The sequence below is a fragment of the Streptomyces sp. DSM 40750 genome, assembly GCF_024612035.1.
Taxonomy (GTDB): domain Bacteria; phylum Actinomycetota; class Actinomycetes; order Streptomycetales; family Streptomycetaceae; genus Streptomyces.
On sequence record NZ_CP102513.1, the window covers coordinates 4,367,657 to 4,384,917 of the forward strand.

Below are 17,261 nucleotides of genomic sequence, written 5' to 3' on the forward strand. Positions count from 1 at the left end.
ATCCGCCGTGAAGACACACGACTTCATCGGCATCGGACTGGGACCCTTCAACCTCGGCCTCGCCTGCCTCACCGAGCCCATCGCCGAACTCGACGGGATCTTCCTGGACTCGAAGCCGAACTTCGAGTGGCACTCGGGGATGTTCCTCGACGGCGCCCACCTCCAGACCCCGTTCATGTCGGACCTGGTCACCCTCGCCGACCCGACGTCCCCGTACTCCTTCCTCAACTACCTGAAGGACTCGGGCCGCCTGTACTCGTTCTACATCCGCGAGAGCTTCTATCCGCTCCGCGTCGAGTACGACGACTACTGCCGCTGGGCCGCGGGCCGGCTGAGCAACGTCCGCTTCAACACGACGGTCACCGAGGTGACGTACGACGAAGGGGCCGGCCTCTACGCCGTGAAGACAGCCGACGGTGATGTCCTGCGCGCCCGGCACCTCGTCCTCGGCACCGGCACCGTCCCGTTCATCCCTGAGGCCTGCCAAGGCCTGGGCGGCGACCTCTTCCACAACGCGCACTACATGCACCGCAAGGCGGAGCTCCAGGCGAAGAAGTCGATCACGATCGTGGGCAGCGGCCAGAGCGCCGCGGAGATCTACTACGAACTCCTCACCGAGATCGACGTCCACGGCTACCAGCTCAACTGGGTCACCCGCTCCCCGCGGTTCTTCCCGCTGGAGTACACCAAGCTGACGCTGGAGATGACGTCCCCGGACTACATCGACTACTTCCGCGAACTGCCCGAGGAGACCCGCTACCGGCTGGAGAAGCAGCAGAAGGGTCTGTTCAAGGGCATCAACTCGGAACTGATCGACTCGATCTTCGACCTGCTGTACCAGAAGAACGTCAGCAGCGGCGGCCGCCCGGTCCCGACCCGCCTGCTGACCAACTCGTCCCTCAACAGCGCCGGTTACGAGGACGGGCGGTACACCCTCGGGCTGCGCCAGGACGAGCAGGGCAAGGACTACGAGATCGAGACCGAGGGCCTGGTCCTGGCCACCGGCTACCACTACCAGCCGCCGGCCTTCCTCGCCGGGATCAACGACCGGCTCCTCTTCGACGGCCACGGCCGCTTCGACGTGGCCCGCAACTACGCCATCGACACCACCGGCCGCGGCGTCTTCCTGCAGAACGCCGGCGTCCACACCCACAGCATCACCTCGCCCGACCTGGGCATGGGCGCGTACCGGAACTCGTACATCATCCGCGAGCTGCTCGGCACGGAGTACTACCCGGTCGAGAAGACCATCGCCTTCCAGGAGTTCGCGGTATGACCTTCGCCTTCCGTCCCCTCGACCCGCTGAAGGACTCCGAGCTGCTGCACGGCTGGGTCACGCACCCCAAGGCGGCGTACTGGATGATGCAGGACGCCAGACTGGAGGACGTCGAGCGGGCGTACATGGAGATCGCGGCCGACCCGCACCACCATGCCCTGCTGGGGCTGCTCGACGGCGAGCCCGCCTTCCTCATGGAGCGGTACGACCCCGCCCACCGTGAACTCGTCGGCCTGTACGAGCCCGAGCCCGGAGACGTCGGCATGCACTTCCTGGTGCCGCCGACGGACACCCCGGTGCACGGGTTCACCAGGTCCGTGATCACCGCCGTGATGGCGCACCTCTTCGAGGACCCGGCCACCCACCGCGTCGTCGTCGAGCCGGACGTGTCCAACAAGGCGGTGCACGCCCTCAACGAAGTCGTCGGTTTCGTCCCCGACCGCGAGATCGACAAGCCGGAGAAGCGCGCACTGCTGAGCTTCTGTACGCGAGAGCAGTTCTTCGAGGCTGCCCGAGGAGTCGCTGTATGACCCTGTCCGATGCCGTAGCGCATCTGTCCCCCCACCGCTGGGCACGGGCCAACCGCCTGCTCATCCGCAAAGCCCTCGCCGAGTTCGCCCATGAGCGGCTCATCACGCCGGAGGCCACCGCCGACGGCCGCTTCGAGGTGCGCAGCGACGACGGTCTGACCCGCTACGGGTTCACCGCCGTCCGCCGCGCCCTCGACCACTGGCAGGTCGACGCCGACTCGATCTCCCGTCAACGAGACGGCGTCGACCTCCCCCTCGCCGCCCTGGACTTCTTCATCGAGCTGAAGCGGTCCCTGGGCCTGAGCGACGAGATCCTCCCGGTCTATCTGGAGGAGATCTCCTCCACCCTCTCCGGCACCTGCTACAAGCTCACCAAGCCGCAGACGCCGGTCGCCGAGCTGGTGGACGGCGGTTTCCAGGCCATCGAGACCGGGATGACCGAGGGCCACCCCTGCTTCGTCGCCAACAACGGCCGCCTCGGCTTCGGCGTCCACGAGTACCTGTCGTACGCGCCCGAGACCGCGAGCCCGGTGAAGCTGGTCTGGCTGGCCGCGCACCGCTCGCGGGCGGCGTTCACGGCGGGCGTGGGCATCGAGTACGAGGCGTTCCTGCGGGACGAACTGGGCGCCGAGACGGTCGCCCGCTTCAACTCCGTCCTCACCGAGCAGGAGTTGGACCCCGCCGACTACCTCTTCATCCCCGTCCACCCCTGGCAGTGGTGGAACAAGCTCACCGTCACCTTCGCCGCCGAGGTCGCCCAGCGGAACCTCGTGTGCCTCGGTGAGGGCGACGACGAGTACATCGCCCAGCAGTCGATCCGCACGTTCTTCAACAGCTCCAGCCCCGAGAAGCACTATGTGAAGACGGCCCTGTCCGTCCTCAACATGGGCTTCATGCGCGGCCTCTCGGCGGCGTACATGGAGGCGACCCCGGCCATCAACGACTGGCTCGCCGGTCTCATCGACAACGACCCGGTCCTGAAGTCGACGGGCCTGTCGATCATCCGCGAGCGCGCCGCCGTCGGCTACCGGCACCTGGAGTACGAGGCCGCCACCGACAAGTACTCCGCGTACCGCAAGATGCTGGCCGCGCTGTGGCGCGAGAGCCCGGTGGCCGGATTGCGGGAGGGTGAGTCGCTGGCGACCATGGCCTCCCTGGTCCACGTCGACCACGAGGGCAACGGCTTCGCCGCCGCGCTGATCGAACGCTCGGGCCTGACCCCGAAGGAGTGGCTGCGCCGCTATCTGAAGGCGTACTTCACCCCACTTCTGCACAGCTTCTACGCCTACGACCTCGTCTTCATGCCGCATGGCGAGAACGTCATCCTCGTCATCAAGGACGGTGCCGTCGAGCGCGCGATCTACAAGGACATCGCCGAGGAGATCGCGGTCATGGACCCGCAGGCGGTGCTCCCGCCGACGGTCGAGCGACTGCGCGTCGAGGTCCCCGAGGACAAGAAGCTCCTGTCCATCTTCACGGACGTCTTCGACTGCTACTTCCGCTTCCTCGCCGCCAACCTCGCCGAGGAAGGCGTCCTGGAGGAGGAGGAGTTCTGGCGCACGGTCGCCGAGACCGTACGCGACTACCAGCACTCGATGCCCGAACTCGCCGACAAGTTCGCCCAGTACGACATGTTCGCCCCCGAGTTCGCGCTGTCCTGCCTCAACCGCCTCCAACTGCGCGACAACAAGCAGATGGTCGACCTGGCGGACCCGGCGGGCGCGCTGCAACTCGTCGGCAACCTGAAGAACCCCATCGCGGGCCTGTAGCCCCCTGCACGGCCCCCAAAAGCAGGCGGGCACCTCGGAGTACGGTCCTCCGAGGTGCCCGCCCCGTGCTTTTCAGGGGCGCGGGGAACTGCGCGAGAAGGCCCAGTCACCCGCACCCGCCGACGCACCGAACCTCCCGAGCTCTACCGCGCAGGCCAGGGCACCTCCGGCGCCCGGAAGTACCCGACCCCGAGCGCCTCCCACCGCGGCCCCTGCGCGGCAAGCCGCACCCAATACCCCTCCCAGTCGAGCGCGGACCCCGCAGACCATCCCAGCTCGGCAACCCCCGGCAGCCTCGGGAACGCCATGTACTCAACATCCGCCGACGTCGCGATCGTCTCCGTCCACAACGGCGCCTCAACGCCCCTGACAGCCGCCGCCGGCACCCCCGCCAGATAGTCACCCGGATCCCAGTCGTACGACCGCCGCACGTCCACGTATCCCGCCCAGTCGAGCCCCAGCGGGGTGTCCTTGTCGTACTTCATGTCAAGGTATATCCGGTCGGCGGGCGAGAGGATGATCCCCGTCCCGTTCCGCGCGGCCGCCGCGACCTGCTCCTTCTCCTCGGCGCTCGTACTGTCCAGCCCCCAGTACTGCGCGAGCGCGCCCCGCGCCGGAGTGGCCCCGGTCAGCTGGTGCCAGCCGATCACGGTCTTGCCGTACCGCTCGACGACCGGCTGCACCCGGTCCATGAACTTGACGTACTCCTCGTGGCTGGTGGAGTGCGCCTCGTCGCCGCCGATGTGGAGATGGCGCCCCGGAGTGAGCGCGGCCAGTTCCCGTACGACGTCGTCCACGAAGTCGTACGTCACGCCCTTGTCGACGCAGAGGGAGCTGAAGCCGACCTCGGTGCCGGTGTAGAGCGGGGGCGCGACGCCGTCGCAGTTCAGCTCGGCGTAGGAGGCGAGCGCCGCGTTGGTGTGGCCGGGCATGTCGATCTCGGGGACGACCTCCAGATGGCGGGAGGCGGCGTACCGGACGATCTCCTTGTAGTCGGCCTTCGTGTAGAAGCCGCCGGGGCCGCCGCCGACCTGCGTGGAACCGCCGTACGTGGCCAGGCGCGGCCAGGAGTCGATCGCGATGCGCCAGCCCTGGTCGTCGGAGAGGTGGAGGTGCAGCTTGTTGAACTTGTAGAGGGCCAACTGGTCGATGTAGCGCCTGACCTGGCCGACGGTGAAGAAGTGCCGGGAGACGTCCAGCATCGCGCCGCGCCAGCCGTAGCGCGGGGTGTCCTCGATCGTGCCGCCGGCGACGAGCCACGGCCCCGGCCGCACGGAGTCCTTCTCGACGGCGGCGGGCAGCAACTGCCGCAGGGTCTGCACGCCGTGGAAGAGCCCGGCGGGCGCGCGGGCGGTGAGGGTGACGCCGGAGCGCCCGCTGTCGAGCCGGTAGCCCTCCTGGCCGAGAGCCGCCTCCCCGGGGGCCAACCGCAGGCGTATTCCGGCCGCCTGACGCTCGGTCACGGGCAGCCGGTACCCGGTCGACGGCCGCAGGATCCCCGCGAGGTACTCCCCGATCCGGCGGACCTCGGGCCCGCCGTCCACGACGATGTGCGTACCGCTCGTCATCCGGTACGGCGATCCGCCCGCCTCGACCGAGGCGGGGGCCGGTATCACCCGACCGAGCGGGATCGTGACGGCGTCGGCGTTCTCGGACACGGGTGCGACTCCCACAGCGAAGATCCCGGCCACCACGAGCAGCAGCGAACCGAGAAGGCGGGTCGATCTGTGGTGCGGTCTCACGACGAGCTCCCTTCCACCAACCGAACTGACGACACCACCATCCCCTCAACGGGCCCGTCAGGTCTAGACCATCCACTTCCAGAGTCGGTGGAACAATCGCCTTCATGGCGGAAATCCTCCAGCGGGACGGCGCGTGGACCTTCGACGGCGACACCCTGCGGCTGACCCCCGGCCGCGACAAGAGCGTGAGCCTGCTCCGCAAGACCCTGGGTGAACTCTCCGTCCCGCTGGGCGCGTTGGCGGGGATCTCCTTCGAGCAGGGCAGGAAGTCGGGTCGGCTGCGACTGCGGCTGCGCGACGGGTCGGACCCGCTTCTCCAGGCGACCGGGGGCCGGCTCGCCGACTCCAACGACCCGTACCAGCTGAGCGTCGAGTCGGACCGGTACGGCGTCGCCGAGTACTTCGTGGACGAGATCCGCAACGCGCTGCTCCTGGACCAGGTGCCGGCCGACGCGGTCGACGCGTACCTCCTCGCCGGCCCCGCCGTCCCGCTCTCGGTCTCCGCCGGGGACGGCACCGCGAGCTTCGACGGCGAGCACATACGCCTGGAGTGGAACTGGAAGACGGAGGACGCGAAGGCCGCCGCCGGCACGCGGACGCTGCCGCTGCCGGACATCGCGGCCGTGGAGTGGCACCCCTCGGTCGGCCTGGAGAACGGCTACCTCCGCTTCACCGTGCGGAACGCGCCGACCAAGGCCCCGCCCAAGTACGACCCCAACTCCGTCGAGCTGTGGGGCTTCAAGAAGGACCCGCTGATGGCCCTGATCGCGGCGGCCGTACAGGCCCGGCTGCCGCACCCGGCGGCCCCGGCACCGAAGCAGCTGACCGGGCCGCCCCGGGCGGAGCCGGACCGGCAGGCCCCCGACGAGGACCACGACGCCCTGCTGCGCCGCCTGCGCGAACTCGGCGACCTCCACAAGTCGGGCGTCCTCACGGACGAGGAGTTCACCATGGCCAAGCAGGCGGTACTGAGGCGGATGTGACGATCGGCACCCGTGAGACAGTCCCACCACGCCTTTTCACAGCGCGCTGCCCGGAATCGGGCAGGATTCTTGCGAATCGACCTCCAGTACTCCAGGATCAACGGGTGCACGACGAACTCGTTGATCACTTGACGCGATCCTCGCCCCTCAGCCGGGGCGAGGCGCTGCGTGTGATCCAGGACGTGCTCGCCTACTTCGACGAGACGACCGAGGACTACGTCCGTCGCCGCCACCGCGAACTCCAGGCCCAGGGTCTGGTCAACTCGGCGATCTTCGAACGGATCGAGGCGGACCTGAAATACCGGGCGGTCGCGCCGCCGGAGCTCACGCTCCGGCAGCTGCGCCGCATCGTTTACGGCTAGGGGATACGTATTTATGTGCGGAATTGTCGGCTACATCGGCAAGCGCGATGTGGCGCCGCTGCTCCTTGAGGGCCTGCAGCGCCTGGAGTACCGGGGTTACGACTCGGCGGGCATAGTCGTCACCTCGCCCAAGACGGCCGGCCTGAAGATGGTCAAGGCCAAGGGCCGGGTCCGCGACCTGGAGGCCAAGGTCCCCGCGCGCTTCAAGGGAACCACCGGCATCGCCCACACCCGCTGGGCCACCCACGGCGCCCCCTCCGACGTCAACGCGCACCCGCACATGTCGGCCGACAGCAAGGTCGCCGTCGTCCACAACGGCATCATCGACAACGCCTCCGACCTGCGGAGGAAGCTCGAAGCGGACGGCGTCGAGTTCCTCTCCGAGACGGACACCGAGGTCCTGACCCACCTCATCGCCCGCTCCCAGGCGGAGACCCTGGAGGAGAAGGTCCGCCAGGCGCTGCGCATCGTCGAGGGCACGTACGGCATCGCCGTCATGCACGCCGACTTCAACGACCGCATCGTCGTCGCCCGCAACGGCTCCCCCGTCGTCCTCGGCATCGGCGAGAAGGAGATGTTCGTCGCCTCGGACATAGCCGCTCTGGTCACCCACACCCGCCAGATCGTCACCCTCGACGACGGCGAGATGGCCACCCTCAAGGCCGACGACTTCCGCACGTACACGACGGAGGGCACCCGCACCACGGCGGAGCCCACCACCGTGGAGTGGGAGGCGGCCTCGTACGACATGGGCGGCCACGACACGTACATGCACAAGGAGATCCACGAGCAGGCCGACGCCGTGGACCGCGTGCTGCGCGGCCGCATCGACGACCGTTTCTCCACCGTGCACCTCGGCGGCCTCAACCTGGACGCCCGCGAGGCGCGCCAGATCCGTCGGGTGAAGATCCTGGGCTGCGGCACCTCGTACCACGCGGGCATGATCGGCGCCCAGATGATCGAGGAGCTGGCCCGCATCCCCGCGGACGCCGAGCCGGCGTCGGAGTTCCGCTACCGCAACGCGGTGGTGGACCCCGACACCCTGTACATCGCCGTCTCCCAGTCCGGTGAGACGTACGACGTCCTGGCGGCCGTCCAGGAGCTGAAGCGCAAGGGCGCGCGGGTCCTGGGCGTGGTGAACGTCGTCGGCTCGGCGATCGCCCGCGAGGCGGACGGCGGCATCTACGTCCACGCGGGCCCCGAGGTCTGCGTCGTCTCCACGAAGTGCTTCACCAACACGACGGTGGCCTTCGCACTCCTCGCCCTGCACCTGGGCCGCACCCGCGACCTCTCCGTCCGGGACGGCAAGCGGATCATCGCGGGCCTGCGCAAGCTCCCCGCCCAGATCGCCGAGATGCTGGAGCAGGAGGAGGAGATCAAGAAGCTGGCCCAGGAGTACGCCGAGGCCCGCTCGATGCTCTTCATCGGCCGCGTCCGGGGCTACCCGGTGGCCCGCGAGGCCTCCCTGAAGCTCAAGGAGGTCTCGTACATCCACGCCGAGGCCTACCCCGCCTCCGAGCTCAAGCACGGCCCGCTGGCTCTCATCGAGCCCGCCCTCCCGACGGTCGCCATCGTCCCCGACGACGACCTCCTGGAGAAGAACCGCGCCGCCCTGGAGGAGATCAAGGCCCGCAGCGGCAGGATCCTCGCCGTGGCCCACCGCGACCAGGAGAAGGCCGACCAGACGATCATCGTCCCCAAGAACGAGGACGAACTGGACCCGATCCTCATGGGCATCCCCCTCCAACTCCTCGCGTACCACACGGCATTGGCCCTGGGTCGCGACATCGACAAGCCGCGCAACCTGGCGAAGTCGGTGACGGTGGAGTAGGAACGCCTTCCCGGGAAGGGGCGCGGAGGCAGGACAGCGGAACGGACCCCCACGTGATGCCACCCATCACGGGGGGTCCGCTCATGTGCGCCGGGGCCGCCCAAGACCCCGACACCGGCTGCCTTTTACCCGGTGGCCGTCACACCACCCCGCCCGGCAGCACGCCTCGGCACAGCCGTCGGCCGGTGCGCGAGCGCCGCGTACCACGCCACGAGCCCACCGACCGCCGCGACGTCGCCCCGTCGCCACGGCGGGGCTCCCTTCGTGCGTGTGCAGTTGCACGGCGAACGGGTTATGCCCTTCACAAAGGCACAAACACTTCTACGCGCCAGTAGCTTGCTTTACGCGTTCCCGGAAGTACGGGGGAGGTGCCCGCGGCTCATCTCACCTGGGCCGACGGGGAGTTGCGGAACGGCGACGACGTACCGCGATCAGGGGATGACGATGACGGGCCGCTGCGCGCGCTTGGCGAGCCGCCCGGCGACCGAGCCGAAGAGGCGGCCGACGATCCCGTGCGTGGACCCGACGACGATCGCGTCGGCCTCGTACTCCCGCCCCACCTCTTCGAGTTCATGGCAGATGTCGCCGCCGCGCTCGACGAGGATCCAGGGCACCTCGGCGAGATAGTCGGCACAGGCGAGCTCAAGGCCGAGGACCTCGGTCCGGTGATCGGGGACGTCGACGAAGACGGGCGGCTCGCAGCCGGCCCACACGGTCGTGGGCAGCCGGTTGGCGACATGCACGATGATCAGGCCCGAGCCGGAGCGGCGGGCCATGCCGACGGCGTACGCGAGGGCGCGTTCACTGGACGTCGAACCGTCGAAGCCGACGACGACGCCGTGCTTGAAAGCGGGGTCGCAGGAGGGGCGTGCCTCTTCCGCCGCCAGGGGGTCGGCCGCCGTGGGATCGGCGACGGGCCGCCGCTTGCGGTCCGCGGAGTCGAAGAATTCGTGACCGGCCATGGATGTCTCGGCGTTTGGATCCTCGTGGATGGGACGACGTGAAAAGGGACGTCGGTGCGCGGCGGAGCCGTGTCCGGGAATCATCTTCCCAACCCCATACCCCCAAGGGTACGACCGCACGCCTCCTCCGCCCAGATCCCGCACCGGCTGCGCGGGATTCCAGGGAGCATGCACGACCCCCGCCCCGTAACGCAATGGTTGCTGCCACGTACAGCCGTTTTATACGGGCATACAGTCGCGACCGGAACCCCACGACCGCGATACCGCATGCGCGCACCCATCTGCGGGCAGTCGTGCCGCAACCCGATCCGACGGCACCAGTGACCGACAGCTCGAACACGCGTTGAACCCCCGTAAGCCGTACCCAAGGGAGTCAGGAGGGAGCCGACCGTGTCCGCACCCCGCTTCGCGCCCCAGCCCGCTCCCGAAACCGACGAGATCCCCCCGACCCCCCAGACGACCTCCCGGACGACCCCCCGCCCAGCGGACCCCGCCACGGACGTGGTCCGCTGGGCGGCCTTCAGCTGCGTCCTCGTCCCGGTCGTCCTCGTCTGGTACGGCACCTCCCTGGCCGGCGCGACGGGCGCGGCCCTCGGCCTCGCCGCGGTCACCGGCGTCTGCCGCGTCCTCCTGCGCGAGTCCGAACGCGGAGCGGCCCGTGCCGCCCGCTCGACGGCCGACCGCTCGACGGCCGACGGCACGACGGCCGACCGCTCGATGCCCGATCGTTCGATGGCCGATCGTTCGATGGCCGAAGATCACACCCTCCAGCGCTGCCGACGCGGACGCTCCGGTTCCGGGGCGCACAGGGGCGGACGGCACTCCGGGCCGAGTACGCCGGTCGACTGACCGGTTTCCGCGCACACTCCCGTATCTTTTCAGCCAACTTCGGCCACCCGCACCCCCCTTGGCCGAACACCCCCCCACCCCCCGTTCGACCTGCGTTGAAAGGGGTCCAGGGGCGACGCGCACCCTACGTGGACCGGCCACCGGGACAAGGCGCACTTCCCTGCACGGCCCACGAGTGCAACGCTTCGTGATCGAATGCTTCACGCCAAGTTGCCATGTCGACAATGTGCCGGATGGCGAACTGGTCACGTCGGCACCACGGGACACAGTAGATTCGATCATGACTGTCTTACGGCGGGGGACTCGTGCAGGACCAAGGGGAAACGTGCAGGAGCGACACAACCGAGGAGCCGCGACCACCGAGGGGGGCTTAGCAGTATGAGCCACGACTCCACCGCCGCGCCGGAAGCCGCGGCCCGGAAACTCTCCGGGCGACGCCGCAAGGAGATCGTCGCGGTGCTGCTGTTCAGCGGCGGCCCCATCTTCGAGAGTTCCATACCACTTTCGGTGTTCGGGATCGACCGCCAGGACGCCGGCGTACCGCGCTACCGCCTGCTGGTGTGCGCGGGCGAGGAAGGCCCACTGCGGACCACAGGGGGCCTGGAACTCACCGCGCCGAACGGCCTTGAGGCGATCTCGCGAGCGGGCACGGTGGTCGTGCCCGCATGGCGTTCGATCACCTCACCGCCGCCGGAGGAAGCGCTCGACGCACTGCGCCGAGCGCACGAAGAGGGTGCCCGTATCGTCGGGCTGTGCACCGGCGCCTTCGTGCTGGCTGCCGCCGGCCTGCTGGACGGCCGGCCCGCGACGACACACTGGATGTACGCGCCGACGCTGGCCAAGCGCTATCCGTCCGTCCACGTCGATCCACGCGAGCTGTTCGTGGACGACGGCGACGTACTGACATCGGCCGGCACCGCGGCCGGAATCGATCTATGTCTGCACATCGTGCGGACGGACCACGGGAACGAGGCGGCCGGCGCGCTGGCCCGTCGTCTCGTCGTCCCACCACGTCGATCGGGCGGCCAGGAGCGCTACCTCGATCGATCTTTACCTGAGGAGATCGGCGCCGACCCGCTCGCCGAGGTCGTCGCCTGGGCGCTGGAGCACCTCCACGAGCAGTTCGACGTGGAGACGCTCGCGGCACGGGCGTACATGAGCCGTCGTACGTTCGACCGCCGGTTCCGCTCGCTCACCGGGAGCGCTCCCCCTGCAGTGGCTGATCACCCAGCGCGTGCTGCAGGCGCAGCGGCTGCTGGAGACGTCGGACTACTCGGTGGACGAGGTCGCGGGGCGTTGCGGCTTCCGTTCGCCGGTGGCACTGCGCGGGCACTTCCGGCGGCAGCTGGGCTCGTCGCCGGCGGCGTACCGGGCGGCGTACCGGGCCCGGCGTCCGCAGGGCGAGAAGCCCAGCGACCACCACGACGGCCCGCACGGCGTCCCGGGGCCGTCCCCGGTGTCGCCGGAGCACGCCCCGGTGCCGCTCCAGGCCCGGCGCACGGCCGCGGCGAGCGCCCTGGCGCCGTCGGCGTCCCTCTCCGCGGAGGGCGCCAAGCCGGAGCTGTACGCGACGGGCCGCCTGCCGGGCCAGCGCAGCGCGCCCTAGCCCTCACCGGGCGCATGACGGCCCGGTCCCGTACCGATCACCCCGGTGCAGGACCGGGCCGTACGGCTGTCACGGGCCGTAAGGTGAGACACATGAACGATCGCATGGTGTGGATCGACTGCGAGATGACCGGCCTCTCGCTGTCCGACGACGCGCTCATCGAGGTGGCCGCCCTCGTCACCGACTCCGAGCTGAACGTGCTCGGGGAAGGCGTCGACATCGTCGTCCGCCCGCCGGACTCGGCGCTGGAGACCATGCCGGAGGTGGTGCGCCACATGCACACCGCGTCCGGCCTCCTCGACGCCCTGCCCGGCGGCACGACGCTCGCCGACGCCGAGGCGCAGGTCCTGGCGTACGTACGGGAACACGTGAAGGAGCCGGGCAAGGCACCCTTGTGCGGCAACTCGGTGGGCACGGACCGAGGCTTCCTGCTCCGGGACATGCCGACGCTGGAGGACTACCTCCACTACCGGATCGTGGATGTCTCCTCGGTCAAGGAACTGGCCCGCCGCTGGTACCCCCGGGCGTACTTCAACAGCCCCGAGAAGAACGGCAACCACCGGGCCCTGGCGGACATCCGTGAATCCATCGCCGAACTCCGCTACTACCGCGAGGCGATCTTCGTCCCGCAGCCCGGCCCCGACTCGGACAGGGCACGCACGATCGCCGCGAAGCACGTCCTGCCCGCGATGTAGCCCCGTCCACGGGCCCGTCCGGGCCCCCGAACGCCCTCCACCGAAACGTGTGCGCGGGCACCCCTGAAGACCCTGTACACTTTTTCTCGGCCGGTCGGTGAAACCTTCGGATGAACCGCCGGTCATGGTGGGTGTAGCTCAGCTGGTAGAGCACCTGGTTGTGGTCCAGGATGCCGCGGGTTCGAGTCCCGTCACTCACCCTGATGAATCGGCCCCGGTTCGCGAAAGCGGACCGGGGCCGATTGCTGTCTGCCCCCTCACGACCCGCCGGAGCACCCAGCCCTCCGCCAGGCGCTCGTGAGCTCCCCCACATCCGCGAAGCGTTCACCGGGATCGGGGGCCATGGCCCTCTCCAGCACTGCCAGCTGGGCTGCCGTCCCCCGCCAGGCGCGCTCCTCGTCCCCCGCGTCGAGCAGCAGCCGGGCCGTGCGGCCCAGTACGTACACCGTGGTGCGGATGTCGATGGTGGCGCCGCGCTCGAACTCCTCCGGTGCCATGAAGCGAGTGGAGCCCGGCAGCCGCTCGGCGTCCAGCACGAAAGGCCCGGGCCGGTATCCATCGAGATCGACCAGGTGCATCTCATGCGCCGTGAAGTCGTAGAGCAGGGCACCGTCGTAGAGGTCCACGGCGACGTGCCCGGCGGCCTCCACCGCGAGGTGGGCGTCGAGGACGCGGGCGAGGGCCGCCTCGATCCGGGCGACGGGCAGGGCCCGGAAGCGGGCCATGGGACTGCCCGGGGTCGTACGGTCGCGCCTGCCTCGCTCAGCCGGGTGGTACAGCACTTCCCCGTCCCTCCAGGGCATGACCACGGCCAGACTGTCACCGCCGCCCTCCCTGAGGGCGATCCGGTGCACCTGCGGAACGATCACCGGGTGCCGCACGGCCCGGTGAAAGGCCCACGCCCGCTTCAGCGCCCGAAGACCCACGGCACCGCCCGCCGCCCTCTTCACGAACCACCGCTCATCACCGCCATCGCCCGGCACCACCACGCCGTACGCCAGACACCCCGAGTCCTGCTTCTCGAACGCCCGGAACACTTCACCGATCCGGGACAGGTACGCCCGTAGCGGGCCCTCGATCCGGTCCACGCCCAACAGCGGGTGGCCACCCGCGCTTTCCCCACCACCAAGGTTCTCCATGAAGGTCAGGCTGCCAGCAGCAGGCCCCAGCCACGCTGGGGAAGCCTGAGCCCAGGCGCTGGAACGCCCGGACGTCGTAGGAGAGTTGACGGGCCGGTGGTGCTCGGCATCGCGTGCATGCCGTCGCTTCATGTCCCCCTGGGCGTCCTGATGTTCGGCCTGAGCGTGCTGGTACTCGGCCGGGTGCTGCCCGCCGCCCCGGCGTCAGCCGCCTGCGACGCACCCCGTGACGCTTACCGAGCACCGGGCGCCGAGCAACGAGGCCCGCTGACCCGACAGTCGGCGGGCCGCCGCCTCGCTCACCGCTCCTCCCTCGGGAGGCCAGTCTTCCGGCGGGCTCAAGCCGCTTGGCGGGCGCGGGTCACGCAGTCCCGCAGGATCACGTTCAAGGGGGCCTGCTTCGGCACGGAGCCCACGCGCCACGTCTCCTCGGCAGCCGGGGTCAGGAAGAATCCCGCGCCACCAGCTCCGTGGGCAGCACCACCTGGCGCCGCTCCAGCCCCCGTGACACCGCCGGGCGGCGGTCCGCGATCTCGTCGAGGAGGAGGTCGATCATCGCGCGGCCCATTTCCTCTATGGGCTGGCGGACGCTCGTCAACGGCGGGTCCATGTGGCGGGCGATGGCCGAGTCGTCGTAGCCGACGAGGGCCACGTCGTCGGGTATGCGGCGGCCTGCCTCGCGGAGGACCTGGCGGGCGCCCGCCGCCATGACGTCGGACTCGGCGAAGACCGCGTCCACGTCCGGGCAGCGGGACAACAGTTCCGTCATCGCCCTGCGGCCGCCCTCCTCCGTGAAGTCGCCGGGGACGATCAGGCGCTCGTCGACCTCGCGGCCGGCGTCCTCCAGGGCCTCGCGGTAGCCGTCGATGCGGCGCTGGGCGCCGTAGACGTCGAGGCGGCCGGTGATCGTGGCTATGCGGGCGCGGCCCCGCTCGATCAGGTGTTCCACCGCCGAGCGGCCGCCGCCGTAGTTGTCGGAGTCGACGGAGGGGAGCGTCTCGTGTTCCGAGCGGGGGCCGCTGATGACCGCCGGGATTTCCAGTTGTGACAGCAAATCCGGGAGCGGGTCGTCCGCGTGGACGGAGACCAGGAGTACGCCGTCCACGCGGTGCGCCGCCAGGTACTGGGCCAGGCGGCGGCGCTCCCGGTCGCTGCCCGCGAAAATCAGCAGGAGCTGCATCTCCGTGTCGGACAGCTGGGCGCCGACGCCCTTGAGGATGTCGGAGAAGTAGGGCTCCGCGAAGAACCGGGTCTCCGGCTCGGGGACGACCATCGCGATCGCATCGGTGCGGTTCGCCGCGAGGGCGCGGGCCGCCGTGTTCGGGACGTAACCGAGCTCCGCGACAGCCGCCTCGACCGCCGCGCGGGTCGCGTCGCTGACCCGGGGCGAGCCGTTGATCACCCGGGACACCGTCCCCCGGCCCACACCGGCCCGTGCGGCGACCTCTTCCAACGTCGGCCGGCCACCGCTCCGGCCCCGTGCTCCGTGGCCTGCCACCATGGTCGCCTCCCGTTCACACCGCGCTGGCGTGGAATCTAACAGTCCTGATCCCGTACGACGTCCGGGAAGTGGTCATTCGGGTTCGGCGGCCTCCGGCCGCACCGGCGGAACGCTCCGGGGACGGTCCGTCCCGCCGACCTCTGAAGCCCCGCCCGTACTTCGCCCGACCACTTCCGGGCACGCTCAGGCACCGGTCCCCGGGTTAGTTAACAGCCCGATAACCGAAGACATCTCTCCGCGCTCGCTCCCTTGACACCCCCGCACGAACCGACGAACCTTCAACACATCACTTGTGGGAGCGCTCCCACAGTACCTGGCACTTACACATCCCGCACGTTCCCCGCCCGAGCCGCAGCATGAACTAACGGGTCCAACAACGCAGTTGGCCGGGGGGTCGGCACGTCAGGGCATCAGGAGGACGCAATGCGAGCACGTACCCTCCCGCACTCCCGGCTCCGGTCGGGAGGGGGCACCCGTATCGCCCGCAGGGCGCGCAGGACGGTGGCCATCGCGGCCGTCGCCGCGCTGGGCGCCGGGCTGCTGGCCGGTTGTGCCGACGACGGCAAGGACGAGGACGGTTCGTCGTCGGACGGCGGCGGCAGTGGCAAGACCAAGATCACACTGGGACTCTTCGGCAGCTTCGGCTTCGAGGAGGCCGGGCTCTACGCCGAGTACGAGAAGCTCAACCCGAAGATCGACATCCAGCAGACGGTCGTCGAGCGGAACGAGAACTACTACCCGGCGCTGGTCAACCACCTGACGACCAGCAGTGGCCTCCAGGACATCCAGGGCGTCGAGGTCGGCAACATCGCCGAGGTCGTCGACAAGTACGCCGACAAGTTCGTCGACCTGTCGAAGTACGGCAAGGAGAGCGACTACCTGCCCTGGAAGTGGGAGCAGGGAACCGCGAAGGGCGGCTCGACGATCGGGCTCGGCACCGACGTCGGTCCGATGGCCATCTGCTACCGCAAGGACCTGTTCGAGGCGGCCGGTCTGCCCACCGACCGCGAGGAGGTCGGCAAGCTGTGGACGGGCGACTGGGCGAAGCTCGTCGCGGTCGGCAAGGACTACAAGGCGAAGGCCCCCAAGGGCACCACCTTCATGGACTCCCCCGGCGGCCTGTTCAACGCCATCGTCGGCAGTGAGAAGGAGCGGTTCTACGACGCCTCCGGCAAGGTCATCTACAAGACCAACCCGGCCGTCAAAGACGCGTTCGACCTGACGGCCGATGCCGCCGAGGCCGGCCTGATCGGCAACCAGACGCAGTTCCAGCCGGCCTGGGACACCACGATCGCCAACAGCAAGTTCGCCGCGATGGCCTGCCCGCCGTGGATGCTCGGCTACATCGAGGGCAAGTCGAAGCCGGAGAACGCCGGCAAGTGGGACGTGGCCGCACCGCCGAAGGCGGCCAACTGGGGCGGCTCCTTCCTCAGCGTGCCGAAGTCGGGCAAGAACGTCGAGGAGGCCGCGAAGCTGGCCGCCTGGCTGACCGCGCCCGAGCAGCAGGCGAAGCTCTTCTCCAAGCGCGGCAGCTTCCCGACCGCGCAGGCCGCGTACGACCTGCCGCTGGTGAAGGACGCGAAGAACAAGATGACCGGTGACGCCCCGATCGGCCAGATCTACGCGCCGCTGGCCGCGGAGCTCCCGGTTCAGGTGGTCGGCCCGAAGGACCAGATCATCCAGCAGGGCTTGACCGACAACGGCGTCATCCTGGTGACGCAGGGCAAGTCTCCCGAGGAGGCTTGGACCAACGCCACCAAGACCATCGACAACAACCTGGAGAATTGATCCCTCCCCCGCCGGAGCAGAGGGATTCCTGGCTCACGCTGCTCGGCCGCCCAGCAAGCGATCGAGTCCTACGCGATCAACGCCAGCCGGGTTGGAACCAGCCCGGTCTACAACGACACCAAGGATCCAGCCGCATGCTTGGTTCTCGCAATGCATCAAGTGCCGTTCACGTGATCGTGTGCACGGCATCCGGTCTCCGGTCTGAGGGCCACCGTCTCCTCGGAGACA

At 69.4% G+C, this 17,261-nt stretch carries 13 protein-coding genes, 1 tRNA gene and 1 pseudogene; 11 read left to right on the forward strand and 4 right to left on the reverse strand.

The window, feature by feature from the left end; all coding sequences use genetic code 11:
- The first annotated feature begins 7 nt into the window (after positions 1 to 7).
- From JIX55_RS19570 to JIX55_RS19580, 3 genes are read left to right on the forward strand one after another with little or no spacing between them, the layout of a single operon-like run.
- Complete coding sequence (locus JIX55_RS19570; protein WP_443046461.1) at positions 8 to 1,276, forward strand: lysine N(6)-hydroxylase/L-ornithine N(5)-oxygenase family protein; 1,269 nt, start codon at positions 8 to 10, stop codon at positions 1,274 to 1,276.
- On the forward strand, positions 1,273 to 1,806 hold the full coding sequence (locus JIX55_RS19575; RefSeq protein ID WP_257564604.1) for a GNAT family N-acetyltransferase: 534 nt from the start codon (positions 1,273 to 1,275) through the stop codon (positions 1,804 to 1,806). Before JIX55_RS19570 ends, JIX55_RS19575 begins: the two co-directional genes overlap by 4 nt.
- Complete coding sequence (locus JIX55_RS19580; RefSeq protein ID WP_257564605.1) at positions 1,803 to 3,575, forward strand: IucA/IucC family protein; 1,773 nt, start codon at positions 1,803 to 1,805, stop codon at positions 3,573 to 3,575. Before JIX55_RS19575 ends, JIX55_RS19580 begins: the two co-directional genes overlap by 4 nt.
- Positions 3,576 to 3,718: 143 nt before the next feature.
- Here JIX55_RS19580 and JIX55_RS19585 read toward each other — a convergent pair whose 3' ends face one another.
- Positions 3,719 to 5,317 carry a beta-N-acetylhexosaminidase gene (locus JIX55_RS19585; protein ID WP_257564606.1) on the reverse strand — a complete coding sequence of 533 codons (1,599 nt, stop codon included), beginning with the start codon at positions 5,315 to 5,317 and terminating at the stop codon, positions 3,719 to 3,721.
- 104 nt (positions 5,318 to 5,421) lie between these two features.
- On the opposite strand from JIX55_RS19585, the gene JIX55_RS19590 reads away from it, so the two are divergent.
- The 3 genes from JIX55_RS19590 to glmS all read left to right on the forward strand — a co-directional run bounded on the left by JIX55_RS19590 (position 5,422) and on the right by glmS (position 8,493).
- Entirely contained in the window at positions 5,422 to 6,300 is an 879-nt protein-coding gene (locus tag JIX55_RS19590) for a DUF4429 domain-containing protein (protein WP_257564607.1), read from the forward strand.
- A gap of 104 nt (positions 6,301 to 6,404) precedes the next feature.
- The gene (locus JIX55_RS19595; RefSeq protein ID WP_257564608.1) at positions 6,405 to 6,662 is read left to right on the forward strand and encodes a hypothetical protein; all 258 of its coding nucleotides are present in this window, start codon (positions 6,405 to 6,407) and stop codon (positions 6,660 to 6,662) included.
- A 13-nt stretch (positions 6,663 to 6,675) separates the two neighbouring features.
- A complete protein-coding gene (gene glmS, locus JIX55_RS19600; protein WP_257564609.1) occupies positions 6,676 to 8,493 on the forward strand; it encodes a glutamine--fructose-6-phosphate transaminase (isomerizing) in 1,818 nt (605 codons plus the stop codon).
- 431 nt (positions 8,494 to 8,924) lie between these two features.
- On the opposite strand, the gene JIX55_RS19605 is transcribed toward glmS, so the two are convergent.
- On the reverse strand, positions 8,925 to 9,455 hold the full coding sequence (locus JIX55_RS19605; protein WP_257564610.1) for a universal stress protein: 531 nt from the start codon (positions 9,453 to 9,455) through the stop codon (positions 8,925 to 8,927).
- A 390-nt stretch (positions 9,456 to 9,845) separates the two neighbouring features.
- On the opposite strand from JIX55_RS19605, the gene JIX55_RS19610 reads away from it, so the two are divergent.
- The 4 genes and pseudogenes from JIX55_RS19610 to JIX55_RS19625 all read left to right on the forward strand — a co-directional run bounded on the left by JIX55_RS19610 (position 9,846) and on the right by JIX55_RS19625 (position 12,805).
- Positions 9,846 to 10,304, forward strand: coding sequence for a hypothetical protein (locus tag JIX55_RS19610; protein WP_443046462.1), 459 nt, complete (start codon positions 9,846 to 9,848; stop codon positions 10,302 to 10,304).
- A 378-nt stretch (positions 10,305 to 10,682) separates the two neighbouring features.
- Positions 10,683 to 11,910 (forward strand): annotated as a pseudogene (locus tag JIX55_RS19615) (helix-turn-helix domain-containing protein).
- A 92-nt stretch (positions 11,911 to 12,002) separates the two neighbouring features.
- Positions 12,003 to 12,605, forward strand: a complete 603-nt coding sequence (gene orn, locus JIX55_RS19620) for an oligoribonuclease (protein WP_257564611.1) — start codon at positions 12,003 to 12,005, stop codon at positions 12,603 to 12,605.
- Between the two features lie 127 nt (positions 12,606 to 12,732).
- Positions 12,733 to 12,805 (forward strand) — tRNA-His (locus JIX55_RS19625).
- A 57-nt stretch (positions 12,806 to 12,862) separates the two neighbouring features.
- Here JIX55_RS19625 and JIX55_RS19630 read toward each other — a convergent pair.
- Together JIX55_RS19630 and JIX55_RS19635 are read right to left on the reverse strand one after the other, a co-directional pair.
- Positions 12,863 to 13,744: a serine/threonine protein kinase gene (locus JIX55_RS19630; RefSeq protein WP_257564612.1), complete on the reverse strand. Its 882-nt coding sequence runs from the start codon at positions 13,742 to 13,744 to the stop codon at positions 12,863 to 12,865.
- A 442-nt stretch (positions 13,745 to 14,186) separates the two neighbouring features.
- Positions 14,187 to 15,242 (reverse strand): LacI family DNA-binding transcriptional regulator, encoded by a 1,056-nt coding sequence (locus tag JIX55_RS19635; RefSeq protein ID WP_257569388.1) that lies wholly within the window; start codon positions 15,240 to 15,242, stop codon positions 14,187 to 14,189.
- A gap of 426 nt (positions 15,243 to 15,668) precedes the next feature.
- On the opposite strand from JIX55_RS19635, the gene JIX55_RS19640 reads away from it, so the two are divergent.
- The gene (locus tag JIX55_RS19640; RefSeq protein WP_257564613.1) at positions 15,669 to 17,033 is read left to right on the forward strand and encodes an ABC transporter substrate-binding protein; all 1,365 of its coding nucleotides are present in this window, start codon (positions 15,669 to 15,671) and stop codon (positions 17,031 to 17,033) included.
- Positions 17,034 to 17,261 lie beyond the last annotated feature (228 nt).

Coding starts and splice junctions, on each gene's coding strand:
- orn (WP_257564611.1), top strand. CDS start 12,003: ATGAACGATCGCATGGTGTGGATCGACTGCGAGATGACCGGCCTCTCG.
- JIX55_RS19630 (WP_257564612.1), bottom strand. CDS start 13,744: ATGGAGAACCTTGGTGGTGGGGAAAGCGCGGGTGGCCACCCGCTGTTG.
- JIX55_RS19605 (WP_257564610.1), bottom strand. CDS start 9,455: ATGGCCGGTCACGAATTCTTCGACTCCGCGGACCGCAAGCGGCGGCCC.
- JIX55_RS19590 (WP_257564607.1), top strand. CDS start 5,422: ATGGCGGAAATCCTCCAGCGGGACGGCGCGTGGACCTTCGACGGCGAC.
- JIX55_RS19580 (WP_257564605.1), top strand. CDS start 1,803: ATGACCCTGTCCGATGCCGTAGCGCATCTGTCCCCCCACCGCTGGGCA.
- glmS (WP_257564609.1), top strand. CDS start 6,676: ATGTGCGGAATTGTCGGCTACATCGGCAAGCGCGATGTGGCGCCGCTG.
- JIX55_RS19640 (WP_257564613.1), top strand. CDS start 15,669: ATGCGAGCACGTACCCTCCCGCACTCCCGGCTCCGGTCGGGAGGGGGC.
- JIX55_RS19575 (WP_257564604.1), top strand. CDS start 1,273: ATGACCTTCGCCTTCCGTCCCCTCGACCCGCTGAAGGACTCCGAGCTG.